A 20,856-nucleotide genomic window follows, 5' to 3' on the forward strand; every position below is an offset into this window, starting at 1 on the left:
TGGCTAGGCACGATCAACGACGCAGATCGAGCGTGAACGGGAACTCGCGGCTGCCCGCCAGTTCGATGGTCGCTGGCGGCGTATTGAGCACGCCGGGGGTGTGGCCCATGCGCGTAAAGCGCGAGTGGCGCCGGCTCTCGGCCTCGTAGGCATTCACCGGAAATGTCTCGTAGTTGCGACCACCCGGATGCGCCACGAAGTATTGGCATCCGCCCAGCGAACGCTTCATCCAGGTGTCGACCAGGTCGAAGGTCAGCGGTGCATGCGCGCCGATGCTCGGATGCAGCGCCGACGGCGGATTCCAGGCCTTGTAGCGCACGCCGGCCACGAACTCGCCGGTGGTGCCGGTAGGTTGCAGCGGCAGCACCTTGCCATTGACGGTGATGACGTGGCGGCTCTCGTTCAGGCCGGTCACGCGCACTTCGATGCGTTCCAGCGACGAGTCGACATAGCGAACGGTGCCGCCCGAGGAGCCTTCTTCGCCCATGACATGCCACGGTTCGAGCGCGTTGCGCAGCGACAGCTCCACACCCATGGCCTGAATCTGGCCGACCAGCGGAAAGCGGAACTCGAGGTGCGGCGCGAACCAGTTCGGATCGAACGGAAAGCCGGCTTGGCGCATCTCGCTGATGACGTCGTCGAAGTCCATCTTGACGAAGGTCGGCAGCAGAAAGCGATCGTGCAGCTCGGTGCCCCAGCGCGTCATGGGTGCCTGGTAAGGCTCGTCCCAGAAGCGGGCGACGAAGGCGCGAATCAGCAACTGCTGCGCAATGCTCATGCGTGCGTGCGGCGGCATTTCAAAGGCACGCAATTCGAGCAGGCCGAGCCGGCCGGTGCTGGAATCGGGCGAGTACAGCTTGTCGATGCAGAACTCGCTGCGGTGCGTGTTGCCCGACACGTCCACCAGGATGTTGCGCAGCGTGCGGTCGACCAACCATGCCGGCATGTTCTCGCCGTAGATCTCGCGGTTGCGAGCGATCTCTTTCAGCGCGATTTCAAGCTCGTAGACCTGGTCGTTGCGTGCTTCGTCGACACGCGGCGCCTGGCTCGTCGGGCCGATGAACATGCCCGAGAACAAGTAGCTGAGCGACGGATGGTTGTGCCAGTACAGCAGCAGGCTGGCGAGCAGCTCCGGTCGGCGCAGGAACGGACTGTCCGCCGGAGTGGCGCCGCCCATCACGAAGTGATTGCCGCCGCCGGTGCCGGTATGGCGGCCGTCGGTCATGAACTTCTCGGCCGACAGGCGTGTCTCGAACGCGGCGTTGTAGAGGAACTCGGTGTGTTCGACCAGTTCCTTCCAGTTGCTGGCCGGATGGATGTTGACTTCGATGACGCCCGGGTCGGGCGTGACGGCCAGCATCTTCAAGCGCGGATCGCGTGGCGGCGGATAGCCTTCCATGACGACCTGCACGCCGAGTTGGGCCGACGTCGCTTCGATGGCGGCGACCAGGTCGAGGTAATCCTCGAGGCGTGCCAGTGGCGGCATGAAGACGTACAGCACGCCCGATGCAGTACCGACTTTTTCAGCGGCCGGGCCATTGGCGCGGCGCGGATCGCGCACTTCGACGCACAGCGCGGTGCGCGTGACCCAATGAGCCGACTCGCCGCGGCGTGGCTGACGCGTGGCGCTGGATGCAACGGAGGCGGCAGCAGCACTGGCTGCAGCGGCGTCGACTTCCGCCGCCGGGCCCTCATCAGCAGCAGCATGTCCACCAGCGCCTTGAAAGCGCAGCTCCGGCGCGGTAACCGGTGGCGCGCCGAAGACATAGGGCACGGCACCCAGGTCACCCGTCGGAGGCGCAGAGTTGGTCGCGTAGCGTTCGCGGTAGTCGGCTGAAGTCGGCAGCGCGGCGCGCGGTGCTGTCGGATCGCGTTCGATCAGGTACGGGTAGTCGCCCTTGCTGGCCCAGGGCTGCGAATCGAGTGGCAAGCGGTAGCCCATCGGCGAGTCACCGGGGATGAGATACAGCCGGTCGTCACGCAGGAACCACGGGCCGGTTTTCCAGCCCGGTCCTTCCAGCGGTGGCGCGTCCTTGTCGGCGCTGCCGGGCTCGATCGGCAGCATGTAGCCAATGACCGCATCGAGCTTTTGGGTGAACACGCGGCGCAGGCGCACGCGCTCCAGTTCGTCGTCGAGCTTCGACTCGAACGGGTCGACGTTGACCGGCAGCCGACGCTCGCGCCAGAGGTAGTAGTAAACGTCTTCGTAGCCCGGCTGCATGTAGCGCTCGGTCAAGCCCAGCTTGTGCGCCAGCACGGTGGTGAAGCGGCGCGCGTCTTCGCTGGTGTAGTGCGTCGGCACCCGTTCGTCGGCGAAGAGTTCGGGGTTGTGCCACAGCGTCTCGCCGTCGCCACGCCAGAAAATCGACAGTGCCCATCGCGGCAATTGCTCGCCGGGATACCACTTGCCCTGGCCGAAATGCAGGAAGCCGCCTTTGCCGTATTCGGCACGCAGCTTTTGCACCAACTCGGTCGCGTAGCCGCGCTTCGTCGGGCCGAGGGCGTCGATGTTCCATTCCGCCGCATCGCGGTCGCTGGTCGCCACATAGGTCGGTTCTCCGCCCATCGTCAGGCGCACGTCGCCGGCTTGCAGTCGCTTGTCGACCGCATCGCCGAGGGCCAGCACTTCGGCCCATTGCTCTTCGGTGTAGGGCTTGGTCACGCGCGGCGATTCGTAGATGCGCGAGACCTTCATTTCATGGCCGAACTCGACCTCTGCATCGTCCACCACGCCTTCGATCGGCGCGGCACTCGACGGCGTCGGCGTGCAGGCGAGCGGGATGTGGCCTTCGCCGGCGAGCAGGCCGGAGGTGGCGTCCAGGCCGACCCATCCTGCGCCCGGCAAGAACACCTCGCACCAGGCGTGCAGATCGGTGAAGTCGACCGTCGTACCGCTCGGGCCGTCGAGTGCTTTCACGTCCGGCGTGAGCTGGATGAGGTAGCCCGAAACAAAGCGCGCCGCCAGGCCGATGTGACGCAGCAACTGAACCAGCAGCCAGCCCGAATCGCGACAAGAACCACTGCCGTTGGTCAGCGTTTCTTCCGGCGTTTGCACGCCGGGCTCCATGCGAATCAGGTAGTTGACGTCCTTCTGCACCTGCTGGTTGATGCCAACCAGAAAGTCGATGGTGCGCTGCTCTTTGCGATCGACTTTTTCAAGATAGGCCTCGACCAGCGGTGTCCCCGGGTCTGCGACCAAGTAAGGCGCAAGTTCGACAGCCTGCGACTCGGTGTACTCGAACGGGAAGTTCTCGGCCTGCGGCTCGAGGAAGAAGTCGAACGGGTTGTAGACCGCCATCTCGACCACCAGGTCGACCGTGACCTTGAATTCGGTTGTCTTCTCCGGGAACACCAGCCGCGCCTGGTAGTTGGCGAACGGGTCTTGCATCCAGTTGACGAAATGCTCGGCAGGCTCGACCTGCAGCGAATACGAAATGATGTTGCTGCGGCAATGCGGTGCCGGGCGAAGCCGAACGACCTGCGGCCCCAATTGCACCGGACGGTCGTACTTGTAATGCGTGACGTGGTGAAGTGCGGCGTGAATGGACATGTTTTTTTGGGCGCCGGAAGCGTCGAAAAGTGCAGGCTGAGAGGCGGTTGGGCGAAGGCCTCGTTCGAGACGCATACTAGCCGAGGTCAAGCAATTAACGCGCCAAAGAGCGCCTCAACGAGATTGATCAGGGAGTGATTTAAGTCATGCCACAGGGAGTGGATCTGAGCACACGCGTGCGTCGGTTTTGCGACGCTGCGGGTGGGCGTGCGTGAGCCGCGGTGCCTTTGCCGCACTGGCGGGTTCGGTCGCTGGCGCTGTCGTGCAGTTGCAACAGGGCGAGCTCTGGAATGCAGTCGTTTACGCGGCTTTGCTGGCTGTCGGCGTGGTCGGGTTGTGCGTGCTGGCACGGATTCGAGCGGACACGGCCAGGCTCCGCGGGCTCCTGCTCGTCATGGCGTGTGCGGCGGGCATGATGGCCGGCGCTGGGTCCGCCGGATGGCGCGCTGCAAGCTATTTACGTGAGGCGCTCGACCCGGCACTCGAAGGCCGTGATGTCGTGGTCGAGGGCGTGGTGGCGCAGATGCCGCAGCACAGTGAGACGGGCACGCGCTTTCGGCTGGAAGTCGCATGGGCACGATGGGCCACGCAAACGTCCGCGCCCGCAAACGACGACGGCCTGTCCGGGCCGACACGGGCTACACGGATGGCACCGGCCGCAGCTGTCGTGCCGCCGGGTATCGCTCTCGGGTGGTATGCCGCCAACACATCGGCGTGGGGCAATGCTTCCGACGATGGCGCGCGTGTCCAAGTCGCTGCCGCACCTGGCCCCCTGCACGCAGGCGAACGCTGGCGCATGACAGTCCGGCTCAAGGCACCGCATGGCAGCTCGAACCCGCATGGCTACGACTTCGAGTTGTGGATGTGGGAGCAGGGCTTGCAGGCCAACGGCTATGTGCGCACCGGCGCGGGCGATGCGGCCCCCTTGCGCCTTGCCGATACATGGCAGCACCCGATCGAGCGTGGGCGCGAGTCGGTGCGCGATGCCGTGTTCACGCACGTGCCCGATCGCAAGTTGGCCGGCGTCATCGCGGCGCTCATCACCGGCGATCAGAACGCGATCGATCGAGCCGACTGGGATGTTTTTCGCGCCACCGGCGTGGCGCATTTGATGAGCATTTCCGGACTGCACATCACCATGTTCGCCTGGCTCGCCGCGCTGCTGGTCGGCGCGCTGTGGCGGCGCAGCGACCGGCTCATGCTGATGTGGCCCGCGCCGCATGCTGCGCTGGTCGGTGGCGTGTTGCTGGCGGCGGGTTACGCGCTTTTCAGCGGCTGGGGCGTGCCATCGCAACGCACGATCTGGATGCTCGCAACGGTCGCGCTGTTGCGCCTGACGGGCCGGCGCTGGCCCTGGCCGCACGTCTGGCTGCTGGTCTGCGCGGTGGTGGTAGCGATCGATCCGTGGGCTTTGATGCAAGCCGGCTTCTGGCTCAGCTTCGTCGCGGTGGGCGTGCTCTTTGCGACCGATGGGGGTGCGGCCACTGTCGCCAGGGGTGGCGTGGCCGGCCATCTGGCGCGCACCTTGCGCGAGCAGTGGGTCGTCACGCTGGCGCTCACGCCGTTGAGCGTGTTGCTGTTCCAGCAGGTGTCGGTGGTCGGGCTGGCCGCCAATGCCATCGCGATTCCATGGGTCACGCTGGTCGTGACGCCGCTGGCGATGGGCGGCGTCGTCGTCACGCCGCTGTGGACCGTCGCGGCCTGGTCGGTGCAAGCGTTGGCGCTGCTGTTGCAATGGCTCGCCTCGATGCCTTTCGCCACGGTGTCGATGGCGGTGCCGCCGATATGGATGGCGGTTTGCGGCGTAGCGGGCGGCGTGCTGGTGGCCATGCGGCTGCCCTGGTCGATGCGCGCACTCGGCCTGCCGCTGTTGCTGCCGGTGCTGCTCTGGCAAACGCCACGACCGCCAGGCAGCGAGTTCGAGTTGCTCGCGGTCGATATCGGGCAGGGCAATGCGGTGCTCGTTCGTACCGCCACACACAGCCTCTTGTACGACAGCGGGCCGCGCTACAGCCTTGAAAGCGATGCCGGCCACCGCGTCATCGTGCCGTTGCTGCGCGCCACGGACGAGCGGCTCGACAAGGTGGTCTTGAGCCACCGCGACATCGACCACACCGGCGGCGCGCCTGCGGTGCTGGCGATGCAGCCGCAGGCATCACTGTTGAGTTCGATCGAGGCGACGCACCCATTGCAGGCGCTGCGGCCAGCGGAGCGATGCGTAGCCGGGCAGCATTGGGAGTGGGATGGTGTTCGCTTCGAGATACTGCACCCTCTCGCGGACGACTACACGCCGACGGCCAAGCCGAACGCGCTGTCTTGCGTGCTGCGCATCAGCAACGGCCGCGCCGCCGCGATCCTCGCTGGCGATGTCGAGCGCGATCAGGAGGCTGCGCTGGTGCGACGCGAGCCGGGCCTCGCCGCGGACGTTCTGCTGGTGCCGCACCACGGCAGCAAGACCTCGTCGACCGCCGCCATGCTCGACGCCGTGTCCCCATCGCTCGCCATCGTGCAGTCGGGCTATCGAAACCGCTTTGGTCATCCTGCGGAAGAGGTGCGTGCGCGCTACGTGGCCCGCAATGCGGCAGTCGTCGACTCGCCGCACTGCGGGGCAGTGCACTGGCACAGCGAATCGCCACAGGCATGGAAATGCGAGCGCACGATCGGGCGTCGTTACTGGCATCACCACGTCCCTTAAAGCGCGTGGCAGCGCGTTTTCAGGCCTTGAACTTGCTAAGCTATGTGCGAAGGAGATTGGTCGTTCCATGCACAAATTCGACGAGATGTACGAGAAGCTTCCCTACGCGGGAGCAGCAATCCGCGGCCACTACCAGCGCTACGACCAATGGCTGGGCAAGCAACCCGGCGAGGTCATGCGCCAGCGCCGTGAAGAGGCCGAAATGATCTTTCGGCGCGTCGGCATCACCTTCGCCGTGTATGGCGCCAAGGACGAAGACGGCGCAGGCACCGAGCGTTTGATCCCTTTCGACCTGCTGCCGCGCATCATTCCGGCCCACGAATGGGAGAGCATGGAAAAGGGCCTGGTGCAACGCGTCACTGCGCTCAACCGGTTCTTGTACGACGTCTATCACGACCAGGACATCATCAAGGCCGGCATCATTCCGGCTGAGCAGATCCTGAACAACGCGCAGTTTCGCCCCGAGATGATGGGCGTGAGTCTGCCCAACAACATCTACTCGAACATCTCCGGCATCGACATCGTGCGTGCGCCCGATGCAGACGGCAACGGCGAGTACTACGTGCTCGAAGACAACCTGCGGGTGCCGAGTGGCGTGAGCTACATGCTGGAAAACCGCAAGATGATGATGCGGTTGTTCCCTGATCTGTTCAACCAGAACCGCGTCGCGCCCGTCGCGCATTACCCCGACCTTCTGCTCGAAACATTGCGCGCCAGCGCACCGGCGGCAACGGCCGAGCCCACGGTGGTCGTGCTCACGCCCGGCATGTACAACAGTGCCTACTTCGAGCATGCGTTCCTGGCGCAGCAGATGGGCATCGAACTCGTCGAAGGGCAAGACCTCTTCGTCAAGGACGACTTCGTCTACATGCGCACCACGCGTGGCCCGAAGCGCGTCGACGTCATCTACCGCCGCGTCGACGACGACTTCCTCGACCCTGAAGTCTTCCGCCCCACATCGACGCTCGGTTGCGCCGGCCTGATGCGCGCCTATCGCAACGGCAACGTGGTGATCTGCAACGGCGTCGGCACCGGCGTGGCGGATGACAAATCGATCTATCCGTACGTGCCCAAGATGATCGAGTTCTACCTCGGCGAAAAGCCGATCCTGAAGAACGTACCGACCTACATGTGCCGCAACAAGGACGAGTTGCAATACACGCTCGACAACATGAAGGACCTCGTCGTGAAGGAGGTTCATGGCGCCGGCGGCTATGGCATGTTGATCGGCCCGGCGGCGACGCAGGCCGAGATCGAGGAATTCAAGAAGGCCGTCATCGCCAAGCCGGATGGGTATATCTCGCAGCCCACATTGAGCCTGTCGACCTCGCCGACTTTCGTCGATGCCGGCATCGCGCCGCGGCACATCGACTTGCGGCCTTTCGTGCTGTCCGCCAAGGAAGTGCAGATGGTGCCCGGCGGCCTGACGCGCGTGGCGCTCAAGGAGGGCTCGCTCGTGGTGAATTCGTCGCAGGGCGGCGGCACCAAGGACACCTGGATTCTGGAAGCCGAGCGCACGCCGCGCAAGCCTTCGCAGGCGCAGTCTCAAAGCCAGTCGGCTGCAGCGTAGACACGCGAAGCCTCGAAGAGAACAACGGAGAACATCGATGCTGTCACGCACCGCCGACCACCTCTACTGGATGTCGCGCTACACCGAACGGGCCGAGAACACGGCCCGCATGCTCGACGTCAACTACCAGACCTCGCTGCTGCCGCAATCGGCCGAAGTGGCCAAGTACGGCTGGCAAGGCCTGCTGTCCATCAGCGAACTCCTGCCGGCGTACAACAAGAAGCACGAGCAGATCGTGCCCGGCGAGGTGATGGAGTTCATGGTCAAGGACGAGGGCAATCCGTCGTCGATCTTGTCTTGCCTGCGGGCTGCGCGCGAGAACGCAAGGGCGGTGCGCGGCGCGCTCACCACCGAGGCTTGGGAAACGCAGAACACCACCTGGCTCGAAGTGAATCGCATGCTGCGTGCGGGCGACTTCGAACGTGACCCTGCGCAGTTCTTCGAATGGGTCAAGTTCCGCTCGCACCTGTCGCGCGGCGTCACGCTCGGCACGATGCTGCAAGACGAAGCCTTCTACTTTGCTCGCCTTGGCACGTTCCTGGAGCGCGCCGACAACACGGCACGCCTCATCGACGTCAAGTTCCATGCGCTGAACAGCGAGTTTTTCGGCACTGCGACCGAAGAAGATCAGGAGTACGACTTCTATCACTGGAGCGCGATCCTGCGCAGCGTGTCGGCCTTCGAGGTGTATCGCAAGGTCTATCGCGACGTCATCAAGCCCGAGCGCGTGGCCGAGCTGTTGATGCTGCGCCCCGACATGCCGCGTTCTTTGCACGCGTGCCTTCACGAGGTCGTCAACAACCTCGCCAAGGTTGCCAATGACCAGAGCGCCGAGACGCAACGCCGCGCCGGCAAGCTGCTGGCCGACCTGCAGTTCGCGCGAGTCGACGAGATTTTGGCGACGGGCTTGCACGCGTACCTGACCCAGTTCCTGGATCGGGTGAATGAAATCGGTGGCCGCATCAGCCAGGACTTCCTGGTGCCGACGGCACACTGAGAAAGTGCAGGCCGTTGCGCGGCTGTCGCCTACCCGCACCGGGTGAGGCGGACGACGCTGCAACCAGCTGTCGGTTCTTAGACTTAGGCGTCCGAGAGGCGCTTATGACACTCCGTATCTATCTCGTCGAAGACCACCAGCGTATTCGCGACCAGTTGATCCCAATGCTGCAGGAGTTGCCGGACTGCCAAGTGGTCGGTGTGGCCGAATCGGAGGCCGATGCCTGCCACTGGTTGAATAACAACGAAGCGGCATGGGATCTGGTGATCGCTGACTTGTTCCTGCAGGAAGGATCTGGCCTCGCAGTACTGCGCTGCTGCCGGGACCGCAGGCCGCAACAGCGCGTCGTGGTGCTGACCAACACTCCCAACACCAGCGTGCGCAAGTGGTGCAAGAAGCTCGGCGCCGACGCCGTGTTCGACAAATCCGAGGAGCTGGAAGCGTTCTACGCGTTCTGCGCTGCCTGAAATCTTTCAGGCGAGCGTTGCGCGACGTACCGCCTGTGCCCAGCGCGCCATCGCTTCTTCAGCCTGCGGCCGTTCCATCGTCGGCAAGAATCGCCGCTCCACTTTCCAAAGCTTCGTGAGCTGTGCCACGTCGCTGTAGACGCCGGTCGACAGGCCCGCAAGGTACGCAGCGCCGAGGGCCGTCGTCTCGGTCACTTCGGGCCGCACCACCGGAATGCCGAGCAGATCGGCCTGAAACTGCATCAGCAGGTCGTTGACCGACGCTCCCCCGTCGACACGCAATTCCGCCACCGGTTGACCTCCCGCCGCGACCGCATCGCGGCTCATCGCCTGCAGCAGCGCCGCGCTCTGGTAGGCAATGCTTTCGAGCGCCGCGCGTGCGATGTGCGCAACGGTCGTGCCACGCGTGAGGCCGGTGATCGTGCCGCGAGCATCGGCATTCCAGTAGGGTGCGCCGAGTCCGGTGAAGGCCGGCACCATCATCACGCCGCCCGCGTCGGGCACGCTCTCGGCCAGCGACTGCACTTCGGCGCTGCCCTTGATCGCCTTCAGTCCGTCACGCAACCACTGCACGACCGCACCGCCGACGAAGACGCTGCCCTCCATCGCGTAACGCGGCGTGGCGTCGATCTGTGCGGCGCTGGTGACCAGCAGGCCGTTTTGCGAGGGACGGAATGCTTCGCCCGTGTGCATCAGCAAGAAGCAGCCGGTGCCGTAGGTGTTCTTGGCCATGCCGGCGTCGAAGCACGCCTGACCGAAAAGGGCGCTTTGCTGGTCGCCTGCAACACCGCCGATCGGCAGCGATCGGCCGAGCAAACCGGCGTCGATATCGGCGAAATGCGAGCTCGATGGTTGCACCGTGGGCATCAGCGAGGCGGGGATATCGAGGACGCGGAGGAGGTCGACGTCCCACCGGTTTTGGTGGACGTTGAAGAGCATGGTGCGCGATGCGTTGCTGACATCGGTGACATGCGCCTTGCCGCCGGTGAGCTGCCACATGAGCCAGCTGTCGACGGTGCCGAAAGCGAGTTCGCCCCGATCGGCCGCGGCACGTGCGCCGGGCACGTTGTCGAGCAGCCAGCGCAGCTTGGTGCCCGAGAAATAGGCGTCGATCACGAGGCCGGTCTTGTCGCGGATCGTGTCGGCCATGCCTTCGTTGCGCAGTTGCGCGCACATCGGTTCGGCGCGTCGGTCCTGCCAGACGATGGCGTTGTGCACCGGTTCACCGGTCTTGCGGTTCCAGAGCACCGTGGTTTCACGCTGGTTGGTAATGCCGATGGCGTGAATGTCCTTGGCGTCCAGCTTCGCCTTTTTGAGCACGTCGCGCGCTGTGGCCAGCTGGCTGCGCCAGATTTCGCGCGGGTCGTGCTCGACCCAGCCGGGCCGGGGATAAATCTGTGTCAGCTCTTGCTGCGCCAGTGCCACGATATGCCCCTCGCGGTCGAAGACGATGCTGCGGGAGCTGGATGTGCCCTGGTCGAGCGCAAGCAGATAGGGCGCGCCAGAAGGCGTGCCGGAGTTCGTCGCGGAAGTCATGGCGGAAGCCTTCAGTTGGCGCGAGCGATGTTGCAACGCACTTGTGCGCGCTCGAGCAGTGCGGGAAAGGGCGAGGGCGGATCGGCGTCGGTGAAAAGGCAATCGATCTGCGAAAGCGTGCCCAGTTCGATCATCGCGGGCCGGTTGAACTTGCTGGCATCGGCCGCGAGCCAGACCTCGCGCGCCTGCGCGATGATGGTCTGCGCGACCTTCACTTCACGCAGGTCGAAGTCCCGCAGCGAGCCGTCGGATTCGATGCTCGACACCCCGATCAACGCGATGTCGACCTTGAACTGACGGATGAAATCGATGGTCGCTTCACCCACGATCGCGCGGTCGCGTGCCCGCACCGAGCCGCCCGCAACGATGACTTCGCAAGCCGGGTTGCCACTCAGGATGGTCGCGACGTTGAGGTTGTTGGTGATCACGCGCAGCCCGGTGTGACGCAGCAGTTGTTGTGCGATGGCCTCGGTCGTCGTGCCGATGTTCAGGATCAGCGAGCAGTCGTTCGGCACCTGATCGGCGACGGCGCGCGCGATGCGTATCTTTCCTTCGGCGTTGAGAGAGGCCCGTTGCGGATAGCCGATGTTCTCGGTGGTCGAACTCGGCACGCGAACGCCACCGTGGAAGCGCGTCAGCAGACCTTCGTCGGCCAGCCGCTGCACGTCGCGGCGCACCGTCTGCAGGGTCACGCCGAGCATCTCGGCGAGCTGCTCGACCGTCACCGTGCCGCGGGCTCGCACGGTGTCGAGCAGGTTGATCTGGCGAGGATTGGAGTTCACAGGGGAAGTGGTTGAAACGCGAGTCGTGTCACTTTAGAACGAAAAGAAACGAATCCAATTAAGGGAAAACTCTGACCTTAATCGCGTCATAAGGAGCCAGAATGAAAAAAAACGAACACACCTAATCCCGATTGCGTGTTCGAAATCACAGCCAACCAGGCACCCTCGTGAGCGATATTTCTTCTTCACTGCCCGAATCCGAGACCGACTGCGATGTGCTCATCGTAGGCGGTGGCATCAATGGCTGCGGCATTGCACGCGACCTCGCCGGCCGCGGCTGGCGCGTGGTGCTCTGCGAAAAAGACGATCTCGCTGCGCACACCTCGTCGTCGTCGACCAAGCTCATCCACGGCGGTCTGCGCTATCTGGAGTATTACGAGTTTTCGATGGTGCGCAAATCCTTGCAGGAGCGCGAAGTGCTCCTCAAGAGCGCACCGCACATCATGTGGCCGCTGCGCTTCGTGATGCCGCACGACCCATCGATGCGACCGGCCTGGATGATTCGCATCGGCCTTTTCATGTACGACCATCTGGCCAAACGAGAAGTGCTGCCCGGCTCGCGCAGCATCGACCTGCGTAAGCATGCGGCGGGTGTGCCGCTCAAGAAGTCCTACCGGCGTGGCTTCGTTTATTCCGATGGCTGGGTCGACGATGCGCGGCTCGTGGTCCTCAACGCGATCGACGCACGCGCCAAGGGTGCCGAGGTACTGACACGCACCCGATGCATCAGCGCGCAGCGCGGCGCCGACCACTGGGTCGCGACGGTGGAGGGCCCTACGGGTCAACGGTCGATACGGGCTCGCGCGGTGGTCAATGCCGCCGGCCCTTGGGCGGAGGCGTTCTTGCGCGGTGTGGCGCATTCGGCCAGAGGTGAGTCGCTTGCAACCAAAAGCCTACGGCTGGTCAAGGGCAGCCACATCGTGGTCAAGCGCCTCTTCGAACACGACCACGCCTACATCTTTCAGAACCCCGACAAGCGCATCATTTTTGCGATTCCGTACGAGCAGGATTTCACCCTGATCGGCACGACCGACATCGAACTCACCGGTAACGATCCGGGTGCCGCAAAGATTGGCGACGACGAGATTTCCTATCTTTGCGACCAGGCCAGTCGCTACTTCGAAAAGCCCATCGTCCCCGCCGACGTCGTGTGGACGTACTCTGGCGTGCGGCCTTTGCTCGACGACGAATCGGGCGATCCTTCGGCCGTCACGCGGGACTACATGCTGGAGTCCAGCACGACTGCCGCGCCGCTGTTGTCGGTGTGGGGCGGAAAGATCACGACGTTTCGCAAGCTGGCGGAAGACGCTGCCGACGAGGTCGGCAAGATGCTGGGCGAAGACAGCACCAAGCGGCCCGCGTGGACCGATGGCGCCTTCATGGCGGGTGGCGACCTTTCTGGTTTTATCGGAGCGCCCACACGCCCCGACGACGACTTCGAGCGTTTCGTCATCGCTGTCCAGGCCCGCTATCCCTGGCTGGAGGTGTCGCTGGCACGCCGGCTGGCGCGTGCCTACGGCGCTCGCGTGGTGGACCTTATCGGGCCGGCCGTGTCGATGCTGGACATGGGCGCCGCGGTCTCGCCCGGTCTGCACGAGCGAGAACTGCGCTTCCTGCAGGACCACGAATGGGCAGTGAACGCAGACGATGTCTTGTGGCGCCGCTCCAAGCTCGGTCTGCACTACACCTCGGTGCAACAAGATCAAGTCGCCGCCTGGCTGCATGCCAACGCGAAAAATAACTGACGCAGGGAGGCACTGAATGCAATTGACACTCGAGCGGGTCACCAAGAAGGTGGGCGCCCAGACATGGCTCTACGAGCAAAGCATAGCCCCGCGCAGCGGCGCCGTGACGGTGCTGCTCGGTGCCACGCAGGCCGGCAAGACCAGCCTGATGCGCCTGATGGCAGGCCTGGACACACCGACCGAGGGCAAGGTTTTGGTCGACGGAAAAGACGTCACCGGCATGCCGGTGCGGGAGCGCAATGTCGCGATGGTCTATCAGCAGTTCATCAACTACCCGTCGCTCACCGTGGCAGCCAACATCGCCTCGCCGCTGAAGCTGCGTGGCGAAAAAGACATCGGAGCCAAGGTGCGGGCGCTGGCCGACAAGCTGCACATCGGCATGTTCCTGGACCGGCTGCCGGCCGAGCTGTCGGGCGGCCAGCAGCAGCGCGTGGCGCTGGCGCGTGCACTGGCCAAGAACGCGCCGCTGATGCTGCTCGACGAGCCGCTGGTCAACCTCGATTACAAGCTTCGCGAAGGTCTGCGCGAAGAACTCACACAGCTGTTCGCCAGCGGTGATTCGACCGTGATCTACGCCACGACCGAGCCTGGCGAGGCGCTGCTGCTGGGCGGCTACACCGCGGTGATGGACGCTGGCGAGCTGCTGCAGTACGGCCCGACGGCCGAGGTGTTTCACGCGCCGCAATCGCTGCGGGTGGCGCGCGCCTTCAGCGATCCGCCGATGAACCTGCTGGCCGGCACGGCCGCCGAGGGGAGCGTGCAGCTGGCGGCCGGTCCGTTGTTGCGCATGGCGCTGCCGGCGAATGTCGGCGGTCCGGTCACCGTCGGGCTGCGCTCGAGCGCCCTCAACGTCGATGCAGGCTCAGGCGACATCGCCTTGCCCGGCAAGGTCGAGCTGGCGGAGATCTCCGGTTCCGACACCTTCGTCCACGTCGAGACCGCCGTCGGCGAACTGGTGGCGCAGTTGACCGGCGTGCACCGCTTCGAGCTGGGCGCTTCGATCACCTTGTATTTCAATGCCGCCCGCGCTTACGTCTTTGACGCGGCCGGGCAGCTGGCGGTTGCGCCGTTGTGGCGCAAAGGAAGCTGACATGGCCCGCATCGACCTCGACCTGGCGCACGCCTACCGTGCCAACCCGACGCAAGACAGCGACTACGCGCTGCTGCCGCTAAAAATGAGCTTTCGAGATGGCGGCGCCTACGCGTTGCTCGGCCCCTCGGGCTGCGGCAAGACGACCATGCTGAATGTGATCTCGGGCCTGCTGGTGCCGTCGCAAGGCACCGTCACTTTCGATGGTCGCGACATGACGCATGCCAGCCCGCAGGAACGAAACATCGCGCAGGTGTTTCAGTTTCCGGTGATCTACGACACCATGACGGTGGCCGAGAACCTGGCGTTTCCGCTGCGCAACCGCAAGGTGCCGGCTGACCAGATCAAGAAGCGTGTCGGCGAAATCGCCGAGATGCTCGACATGAGCGGTCAGCTGAACCAGCGCGCGTCGGGGCTCGCGGCCGATGCCAAGCAAAAGATATCGCTCGGTCGCGGCCTGGTGCGCAGCGACGTGTCTGCCGTGCTGTTCGACGAGCCGCTCACCGTCATCGATCCGCACCTCAAGTGGCAATTGCGACGCAAGCTCAAGCAGATCCATCGTGAACTCAAGCTGACGCTGATCTACGTGACGCACGACCAGGTCGAGGCACTCACTTTCGCCGAAGAGGTGGTAGTGATGACTCGCGGCAAGGCAGTGCAGGTGGGCAGCGCCGAGGCGCTGTTCGAACGGCCGGCGCATACCTTCGTTGGGCATTTCATCGGATCGCCCGGCATGAACTTTCTCCCTGCGCAGAGCATCGGCGGCGGTATCGAGGTTGCGGGAACACGACTCGCAGCGATGCGCGAACTGCCCGATGGTGCGCTCAAGCTCGGCATTCGGCCCGAGTACCTGCGCATGGCAGCGGCGCAAGCGCCCGGCGCCGTGCCCGCGACCGTCACTCAGGTGCAGGACGTAGGCACCCATTCGATGCTGAGCGCAGAGGCCGGGGGCACGAGGCTCAAGGCACGACTCAGTTCAGAAACGCTGCCGCCGAAGGTCGGCGACACCGTCTGGCTCAAAGTGCTGGACGCCCACACCTGCTACTACCGCGACGAGGAACTGGTATGAGACGCTGGGCCGCTCCAAAGAGGAATCGCACCGAAGTGCGCAGCACGAAGGTTTTGCCATGAGCACCACGACGAAGCCTGTCAATCAGAAGGCATGGTGGCTCGTGCTGCCGGTGCTGATTTGCGTCGCGTTCTCCGCCATCATTCCGTTGATGACGGTGGTCAACTATTCGGTGCAGGACATCATCTCGCCCGAGCGGCGCGTGTTCGTCGGCACCGAGTGGTTCGCCTCCGTGATGCGCGACAGCGAACTGCACGAAGCGCTCTGGCGGCAGTTGACTTTCTCCTTCGCCGTCCTGCTGGTCGAACTGCCGCTGGGCGTCATGCTGGCGTTGTCGATGCCGGCCAAGGGATGGAAGTCGTCGGCGGTGCTGGTGCTGGTCGCGCTGTCGCTGTTGATTCCATGGAACGTGGTCGGCACCATCTGGCAGATCTATGCGCGGACCGACATTGGCTTGCTCGGTGCGACGCTGCAGTGGCTGGGCATCAGCTTCAACTACACCGGCAACTCGCTCGACGCATGGCTCACCGTGCTGGTGATGGACGTCTGGCACTGGACGCCACTGGTGGCACTGCTCGGCTATGCCGGCCTGCGTTCGATCCCCGACGCCTACTACCAAGCGGCCCGTATCGACGGCGCCAGCAAGTTCGCGGTGTTCCGCTTTATTCAACTGCCCAAGATGCGCGGCGTGCTGATGATCGCAGTGCTGTTGCGCTTCATGGACAGTTTCATGATCTACACCGAGCCCTTCGTGCTGACCGGCGGCGGCCCCGGCAATGCGACAACCTTTTTGAGCCAGTACCTGACGCAGAAGGCAGTAGGCCAGTTCGACCTGGGTCCGGCAGCAGCCTTTTCGCTGATCTACTTTTTGATCATCTTGCTGCTCTGCTTCATCCTCTACAACTGGATGCAACGGGTTGGCACGCAGCAGGTGGAGGTTGAGCAGTGAACGAAAACCGGTTTCAGAAGCGCAGCATCTTTCTGGTGCTCTACATCGTGTTCGCGCTGCTGCCCATCTACTGGATGGTCAACATGAGCTTCAAGACGAACGAGGAAATTCTGTCGAGCTTCTCGTTCGTGCCGCATGCCTTCACCTGGGCGAACTACGTGAAGATTTTTACCGACGAGTCGTGGTACTCCGGTTACATCAACAGCCTGATCTATGTCGGCATCAACACGGTGATCTCACTCACCGTGGCGCTGCCCGCTGCCTATGCCTTTTCGCGCTACTCGTTCCTTGGTGACAAGCACGTTTTCTTCTGGTTGCTGACCAATCGCATGACGCCGCCCGCGGTGTTTCTGCTGCCGTTCTTCCAGCTCTACTCGACGGTCGGCCTGATGGACACGCACCTGGGCGTGGCGCTGGCCCACCTGCTGTTCAACGTGCCGCTGGCGGTTTGGATTCTCGAAGGCTTCATGAGCGGTATCCCGCGCGAAATCGACGAAACAGCGTATATCGACGGCTATTCTTTCCCGCGCTTTTTCATTCGCATCTTCCTGCCGCTGATCAAGGCTGGCGTTGGCGTGGCGGCGTTCTTCTGCTTCATGTTCAGCTGGGTCGAACTGCTGCTGGCGCGCACCTTGACGAGTGTGAATGCCAAGCCGATCGTCGCCACCATGACGCGGACCGTCAGCGCTTCGGGCATGGACTGGGCCACGCTGGCGGCCGCCGGTGTGCTCACTATCGTGCCGGGCGCGATCGTGATCTGGTTCGTGCGTCACTACATTGCCAAGGGCTTCGCGATGGGGAGAGTCTGATGTTTCAATGGATGGTCTGGACCACCCCGGTGGCCATTTTCTTCTCCTGTATCGGCCTGATGCTGGTCGGTATGACGGTATGGGAATTCAAGTCGCCCACCACGTTGCGGCGCGGCTGGCTGCCGATCGAAACCACCCGTGGCGATCGCCTGTTCATCGGCCTGCTCACAGCAGCCTTTCTGAACCTCATCTTCATCGGCCTTGCGGGCAAGCTCCAGGAATGGATGAGCCTGGAGGCCGAGCCATCGATCTGGATCAGCTTCGTGCTGTCGATGGCGGTGCTCGCATTGGTGATGCGAAAGGGCTGACGGCAATTTCTGCAGATGAATCCGGCTCGTTGCTTCCCCAGAGCCGCCGAGGATTCCAAACAGGAGGGGAAGCGACAACCGAGGAGACATTCAAATGAAGATGCGTTACAACGCCCTGGCTCTCGCGGCGGCGATGTTCGCCACGCACGGCGCATGGGCTGGCGAGGCGGAAGCCAAGAAGTGGATCGACACCGAATTTCAACCGTCGACCTTGTCCAAAGACAAGCAGATGGAAGAGATGAAGTGGTTCATCGATGCGGCCAAGAAACTTCAAGCCAAGGGCGTGAAGGAAATCTCGGTCGTGTCGGAGACGCTGACGGTCCACGAATACGAATCGAAGACGTTGGCCAAGGCCTTCGAGGAAATCACCGGCATCAAGGTCAAGCACGACATCATCCAGGAGGGTGACGTGGTTGAGAAGCTGCAGACTTCGATGCAGTCGGGCAAGTCGATCTACGACGGTTGGATCAACGACTCCGACCATATCGGTACCCACTACCGCTACGGCACCGCACTGGCGCTGAGCGACCAGATGACCGGCGCCTGGAAGGACTACACCAATCCCGGTCTTGACCTGAAAGACTTCATCGGCACCAGTTTTACGACGGCGCCCGACAAGAAGCTGTACCAGTTGCCGGACCAACAGTTCGCCAACCTGTACTGGTTCCGCGCCGACCTGTTCGCGCGCAAGGACCTGCAGGACAAGTTCAAGGCCAAGTACGGCTACGACCTCGGCGTGCCGATCAACTGGTCGGCCTACGAAGACATCGCGGCCTTCTTCAGCGAAGACGTGAAGACCATCGACGGCAAGCCGATCTACGGTCACATGGACTACGGCAAAAAGGACCCGTCGCTGGGCTGGCGCTTTACCGATGCATGGCTGTCGATGGCTGGCGCCGCCGACAAGGGCATCCCGAACGGACTGCCAATCGACGAGTGGGGCATCCGTGTCGCAGCCGACAACTGCACGCCGGTCGGCGCCGCTGTGTCGCGCGGCGGTGCGACGAACTCGCCTGCGTCGGTCTATGCGCTGACCAAGTACATCGACTGGATGAAGAAGTACGCGCCCAAGGAAGCCATGGGCATGACCTTCGGTGAGTCCGGACCGGTGCCAGCGCAAGGACAGATCGCACAGCAGGTGTTCTGGTACACCGCGTTCACGGCCGACATGATCAAGCAGGGCTTGCCGGTGGTGAATGCCGACGGTACACCCAAGTGGCGCATGGCCCCCGGCCCGCATGGCCCGTACTGGAAAGACGGCATGCAGAACGGTTACCAGGACGTGGGCTCATGGACTTTCCTGAAGTCCAACGACCCCGACCGCGCGACCGCAGCATGGCTCTACGCGCAGTTCGTCACCGCGAAGACGACTTCGCTGAAGAAGTCGATCGTCGGTCTCACCTTCATCCGTGACAGCGACATCCGCTCCGACTACTTCACGCAGAACGCGGCCAAGTACGGTGGCCTGATCGAGTTCTATCGCAGCCCGGCACGGGTGGCGTGGACGCCGACCGGCAACAACGTGCCCGACTATCCGAAGCTGGCCCAGCTCTGGTGGAAGAACGTGGCCGTTGCGGTCACTGGCGAGAAGACGCCGCAAGCCGCGATGGACAATCTGGCCAACGAGATGGACGACGTGATGGGCCGCCTGCAGCGCGCTGGCATGGCCAACTGCCCGCCCAAGCTCAATCCGAAGAGCGATCCTTCGAAGTGGCTGAGCAGCGAACATGCGCCCTGGAAGAAGCTTGCGAACGAAAAGCCAAAGGGTGAGACGGTCGCCTACGAAAAGCTGTTGACCGCATGGAAGGAAGGCCGCGTGCGCTAAACCCGCATCGGCTTGCCGACCTCGCCCCGTACCCGCCCCGTGCGGGGCTCGCGCCCTGTCGATCTCCGTGATCGGCAGGGCGTTTTGCCGATTGCAGGGGGCATACTCCGACGCGACCTCATGAACATCATTTTTCGTTGCGATCCCGCATTGATCGACTTGCTGCCGCGCCCCGTGCCGGCCAAGGCGATGCTGCCCGACTGGCTGCGCCGGATGGCGCCGAGGGCAGAGTCGGCGGTGCACCAGCGCAGCATTCGCACCGTCAAGCAGTGCCCACCCTTCGTCGACGCAATGACGCACGGCTTCATGCTGCTGCTGCCTTGCGACGTGACGGTGAAGGCGGGCCAGTTCAGCTGGGACTGGCCACTGCCCGCGCTGACCGTGCCCGGTCACCCGCGCGCGCCGCTCAGTTTTCATGTGCCCGAACAGATCGCCGGTTCACCGCTCGCGCACGGTGGGCGGTCGGCGCTCAAGTTCAACAGCTTCTGGACCGTCGAGCTCGATGCCGGCTGGTCGCTCATGGCGGTGCATCCGGTCAACCGCGACGACTTGCCGTTCAGGCTGGTAACAGGGCTCGTCGACGCCGATCGATTCAACGATGTCGGCATCAACTTCCCGGCGGTGTGGATCGATCCCGCGTTCGATGGCGTGTTGCCGCGTGGCATGCCGGTCGCCCAGTGCTACCCGGTACCGCGGGAGGCGATGATGTTGTCGTGCGAGGCGATGTCTGCCGAACGCGTTGCCGCCTACGACACCGTCGCCACGAAAATCATGGCCGGGCCGGGCGTCTACCGCAAGGGCTATCGCAGCAAACGCGTGAGCTGAGTTGCCGGCTCATGCGGTGGTGCCGCGCAGTGCGGCGCGCAAATCATCGAGGCTGAGCCAGAGACAGCCGGCACTCGGTGTCGACAGCGCATGCGCGATGCGCCCGAAAGTGTCTTCGCGCAAGTGGTACGCGCGGCCGTAGGCGTCCATGGCCTCGTTCATCCGGCCTGCCTCCTGCAGCACGATGCCCAGGTTGACTTCAACTTCTGCCCGGGGCGGTGCCACCCGCAGCAACTGCCGGAGCGCTTCGGCCGCACCGTCGAAGTCGCGCAAATCCTGCCGCACCAGCGCGAGTTCGAACCACGCCTTGCCGTTCGTCGGTGCCAGCGCAGCGGCCCGCGACAGCGCATGCGCCGCGTCGGCAAGGCGGCCTTGCGCGCGCGCCACGCCGCCCGCGACGAGAAGCGACGGCGCATGGTCCGGGCGCGCCATCAAACTGGCAGCGATATGTTTCTCGGCGTCTTCCAGTTGACCAGCGTCGAGCTGCAGCTGCGCGAGCAGTTGAAGCAGCGCCGGGTGCGAGGGATGCGCAGCCAGTGCATGGTCGCAAATGACCTGTGCGCGGTCGGGCTGCCCGGCGTTGACATGAAGGATCGCGAGTTCGAGAAACTTCTCTGCCGGGACCGGTGGCGTGTCCAT

General features: G+C 63.8%; 16 protein-coding genes. 12 read left to right on the top strand and 4 right to left on the bottom strand.

All coding sequences use genetic code 11. The features are described 5' to 3' along the window. Positions 1 to 13: 13 nt before the first annotated feature. Complete coding sequence (locus H7F36_RS14395) at positions 14 to 3,550, bottom strand: DUF2126 domain-containing protein (protein ID WP_187051466.1); 3,537 nt, start codon at positions 3,548 to 3,550, stop codon at positions 14 to 16. Positions 3,551 to 3,761: 211 nt separating this feature from the next. Between H7F36_RS14395 and H7F36_RS14400 the strand changes: the two genes are divergently transcribed. From H7F36_RS14400 to H7F36_RS14415, 4 genes are all read left to right on the top strand, one after another. Then, entirely contained in the window at positions 3,762 to 6,245 is a 2,484-nt protein-coding gene (locus H7F36_RS14400; protein WP_261802295.1) for a DNA internalization-related competence protein ComEC/Rec2, read from the top strand. 67 nt (positions 6,246 to 6,312) lie between these two features. Further along, positions 6,313 to 7,815, top strand: a complete 1,503-nt coding sequence (locus tag H7F36_RS14405; protein ID WP_187051467.1) for a circularly permuted type 2 ATP-grasp protein — start codon at positions 6,313 to 6,315, stop codon at positions 7,813 to 7,815. 37 nt (positions 7,816 to 7,852) lie between these two features. Next, complete coding sequence (locus tag H7F36_RS14410; protein WP_187051468.1) at positions 7,853 to 8,812, top strand: alpha-E domain-containing protein; 960 nt, start codon at positions 7,853 to 7,855, stop codon at positions 8,810 to 8,812. Positions 8,813 to 8,916: 104 nt separating this feature from the next. Then, positions 8,917 to 9,279 (top strand): response regulator, encoded by a 363-nt coding sequence (locus H7F36_RS14415; protein WP_187051469.1) that lies wholly within the window; start codon positions 8,917 to 8,919, stop codon positions 9,277 to 9,279. Between the two features lie 6 nt (positions 9,280 to 9,285). On the opposite strand, the gene glpK is transcribed toward H7F36_RS14415, so the two are convergent. Both glpK and H7F36_RS14425 read right to left on the bottom strand, forming a co-directional pair. Beyond that, entirely contained in the window at positions 9,286 to 10,815 is a 1,530-nt protein-coding gene (gene glpK / locus H7F36_RS14420; protein WP_187051470.1) for a glycerol kinase GlpK, read from the bottom strand. Positions 10,816 to 10,826: 11 nt separating this feature from the next. Then, on the bottom strand, positions 10,827 to 11,597 hold the full coding sequence (locus H7F36_RS14425) for a DeoR/GlpR family DNA-binding transcription regulator (protein WP_187051471.1): 771 nt from the start codon (positions 11,595 to 11,597) through the stop codon (positions 10,827 to 10,829). A 167-nt stretch (positions 11,598 to 11,764) separates the two neighbouring features. On the opposite strand from H7F36_RS14425, the gene glpD reads away from it, so the two are divergent. The 8 genes from glpD (at position 11,765) to H7F36_RS14465 (ending at position 20,217) form a co-directional block, all read left to right on the top strand. Continuing rightward, entirely contained in the window at positions 11,765 to 13,342 is a 1,578-nt protein-coding gene (glpD, locus tag H7F36_RS14430; RefSeq protein ID WP_187051472.1) for a glycerol-3-phosphate dehydrogenase, read from the top strand. Positions 13,343 to 13,358: 16 nt separating this feature from the next. After that, positions 13,359 to 14,432 (top strand): ABC transporter ATP-binding protein, encoded by a 1,074-nt coding sequence (locus H7F36_RS14435; RefSeq protein WP_187051473.1) that lies wholly within the window; start codon positions 13,359 to 13,361, stop codon positions 14,430 to 14,432. 1 nt (position 14,433) lies between these two features. Continuing rightward, entirely contained in the window at positions 14,434 to 15,501 is a 1,068-nt protein-coding gene (locus H7F36_RS14440) for an ABC transporter ATP-binding protein (RefSeq protein ID WP_187051474.1), read from the top strand. A 58-nt stretch (positions 15,502 to 15,559) separates the two neighbouring features. Next, on the top strand, positions 15,560 to 16,450 hold the full coding sequence (locus tag H7F36_RS14445; RefSeq protein ID WP_187051475.1) for a carbohydrate ABC transporter permease: 891 nt from the start codon (positions 15,560 to 15,562) through the stop codon (positions 16,448 to 16,450). Further along, positions 16,447 to 17,259 (top strand): carbohydrate ABC transporter permease, encoded by an 813-nt coding sequence (locus tag H7F36_RS14450; RefSeq protein ID WP_187051476.1) that lies wholly within the window; start codon positions 16,447 to 16,449, stop codon positions 17,257 to 17,259. The genes H7F36_RS14445 and H7F36_RS14450 overlap by 4 nt, the downstream gene beginning before the upstream one ends. Further along, positions 17,259 to 17,567: a DUF2160 domain-containing protein gene (locus tag H7F36_RS14455; RefSeq protein ID WP_187051477.1), complete on the top strand. Its 309-nt coding sequence runs from the start codon at positions 17,259 to 17,261 to the stop codon at positions 17,565 to 17,567. Before H7F36_RS14450 ends, H7F36_RS14455 begins: the two co-directional genes overlap by 1 nt. 94 nt (positions 17,568 to 17,661) lie before the next feature. Further along, positions 17,662 to 19,392: an ABC transporter substrate-binding protein gene (locus H7F36_RS14460; RefSeq protein ID WP_187051478.1), complete on the top strand. Its 1,731-nt coding sequence runs from the start codon at positions 17,662 to 17,664 to the stop codon at positions 19,390 to 19,392. 120 nt (positions 19,393 to 19,512) lie between these two features. Continuing rightward, positions 19,513 to 20,217 (top strand): hypothetical protein, encoded by a 705-nt coding sequence (locus tag H7F36_RS14465; RefSeq protein ID WP_187051479.1) that lies wholly within the window; start codon positions 19,513 to 19,515, stop codon positions 20,215 to 20,217. Between the two features lie 9 nt (positions 20,218 to 20,226). Here H7F36_RS14465 and H7F36_RS14470 read toward each other — a convergent pair whose 3' ends face one another. Beyond that, complete coding sequence (locus H7F36_RS14470) at positions 20,227 to 20,856, bottom strand: tetratricopeptide repeat protein (RefSeq protein WP_187051480.1); 630 nt, start codon at positions 20,854 to 20,856, stop codon at positions 20,227 to 20,229.

It is taken from the genome of Variovorax sp. PAMC28562 (assembly GCF_014303735.1).
Lineage (GTDB): Bacteria > Pseudomonadota > Gammaproteobacteria > Burkholderiales > Burkholderiaceae_C > Variovorax.

Excerpts from the sequence above, each read along its gene's own strand:
- H7F36_RS14460 (WP_187051478.1), top strand. The coding sequence starts at position 17,662 with ATGAAGATGCGTTACAACGCCCTGGCTCTCGCGGCGGCGATGTTCGCC.
- H7F36_RS14470 (WP_187051480.1), bottom strand. The coding sequence starts at position 20,856 with ATGGACACGCCACCGGTCCCGGCAGAGAAGTTTCTCGAACTCGCGATC.
- glpK (WP_187051470.1), bottom strand. The coding sequence starts at position 10,815 with ATGACTTCCGCGACGAACTCCGGCACGCCTTCTGGCGCGCCCTATCTG.
- H7F36_RS14415 (WP_187051469.1), top strand. The coding sequence starts at position 8,917 with ATGACACTCCGTATCTATCTCGTCGAAGACCACCAGCGTATTCGCGAC.
- H7F36_RS14440 (WP_187051474.1), top strand. The coding sequence starts at position 14,434 with ATGGCCCGCATCGACCTCGACCTGGCGCACGCCTACCGTGCCAACCCG.
- H7F36_RS14395 (WP_187051466.1), bottom strand. The coding sequence starts at position 3,550 with ATGTCCATTCACGCCGCACTTCACCACGTCACGCATTACAAGTACGAC.
- H7F36_RS14410 (WP_187051468.1), top strand. The coding sequence starts at position 7,853 with ATGCTGTCACGCACCGCCGACCACCTCTACTGGATGTCGCGCTACACC.
- H7F36_RS14455 (WP_187051477.1), top strand. The coding sequence starts at position 17,259 with ATGTTTCAATGGATGGTCTGGACCACCCCGGTGGCCATTTTCTTCTCC.
- H7F36_RS14445 (WP_187051475.1), top strand. The coding sequence starts at position 15,560 with ATGAGCACCACGACGAAGCCTGTCAATCAGAAGGCATGGTGGCTCGTG.
- H7F36_RS14405 (WP_187051467.1), top strand. The coding sequence starts at position 6,313 with ATGCACAAATTCGACGAGATGTACGAGAAGCTTCCCTACGCGGGAGCA.
- H7F36_RS14435 (WP_187051473.1), top strand. The coding sequence starts at position 13,359 with ATGCAATTGACACTCGAGCGGGTCACCAAGAAGGTGGGCGCCCAGACA.
- H7F36_RS14465 (WP_187051479.1), top strand. The coding sequence starts at position 19,513 with ATGAACATCATTTTTCGTTGCGATCCCGCATTGATCGACTTGCTGCCG.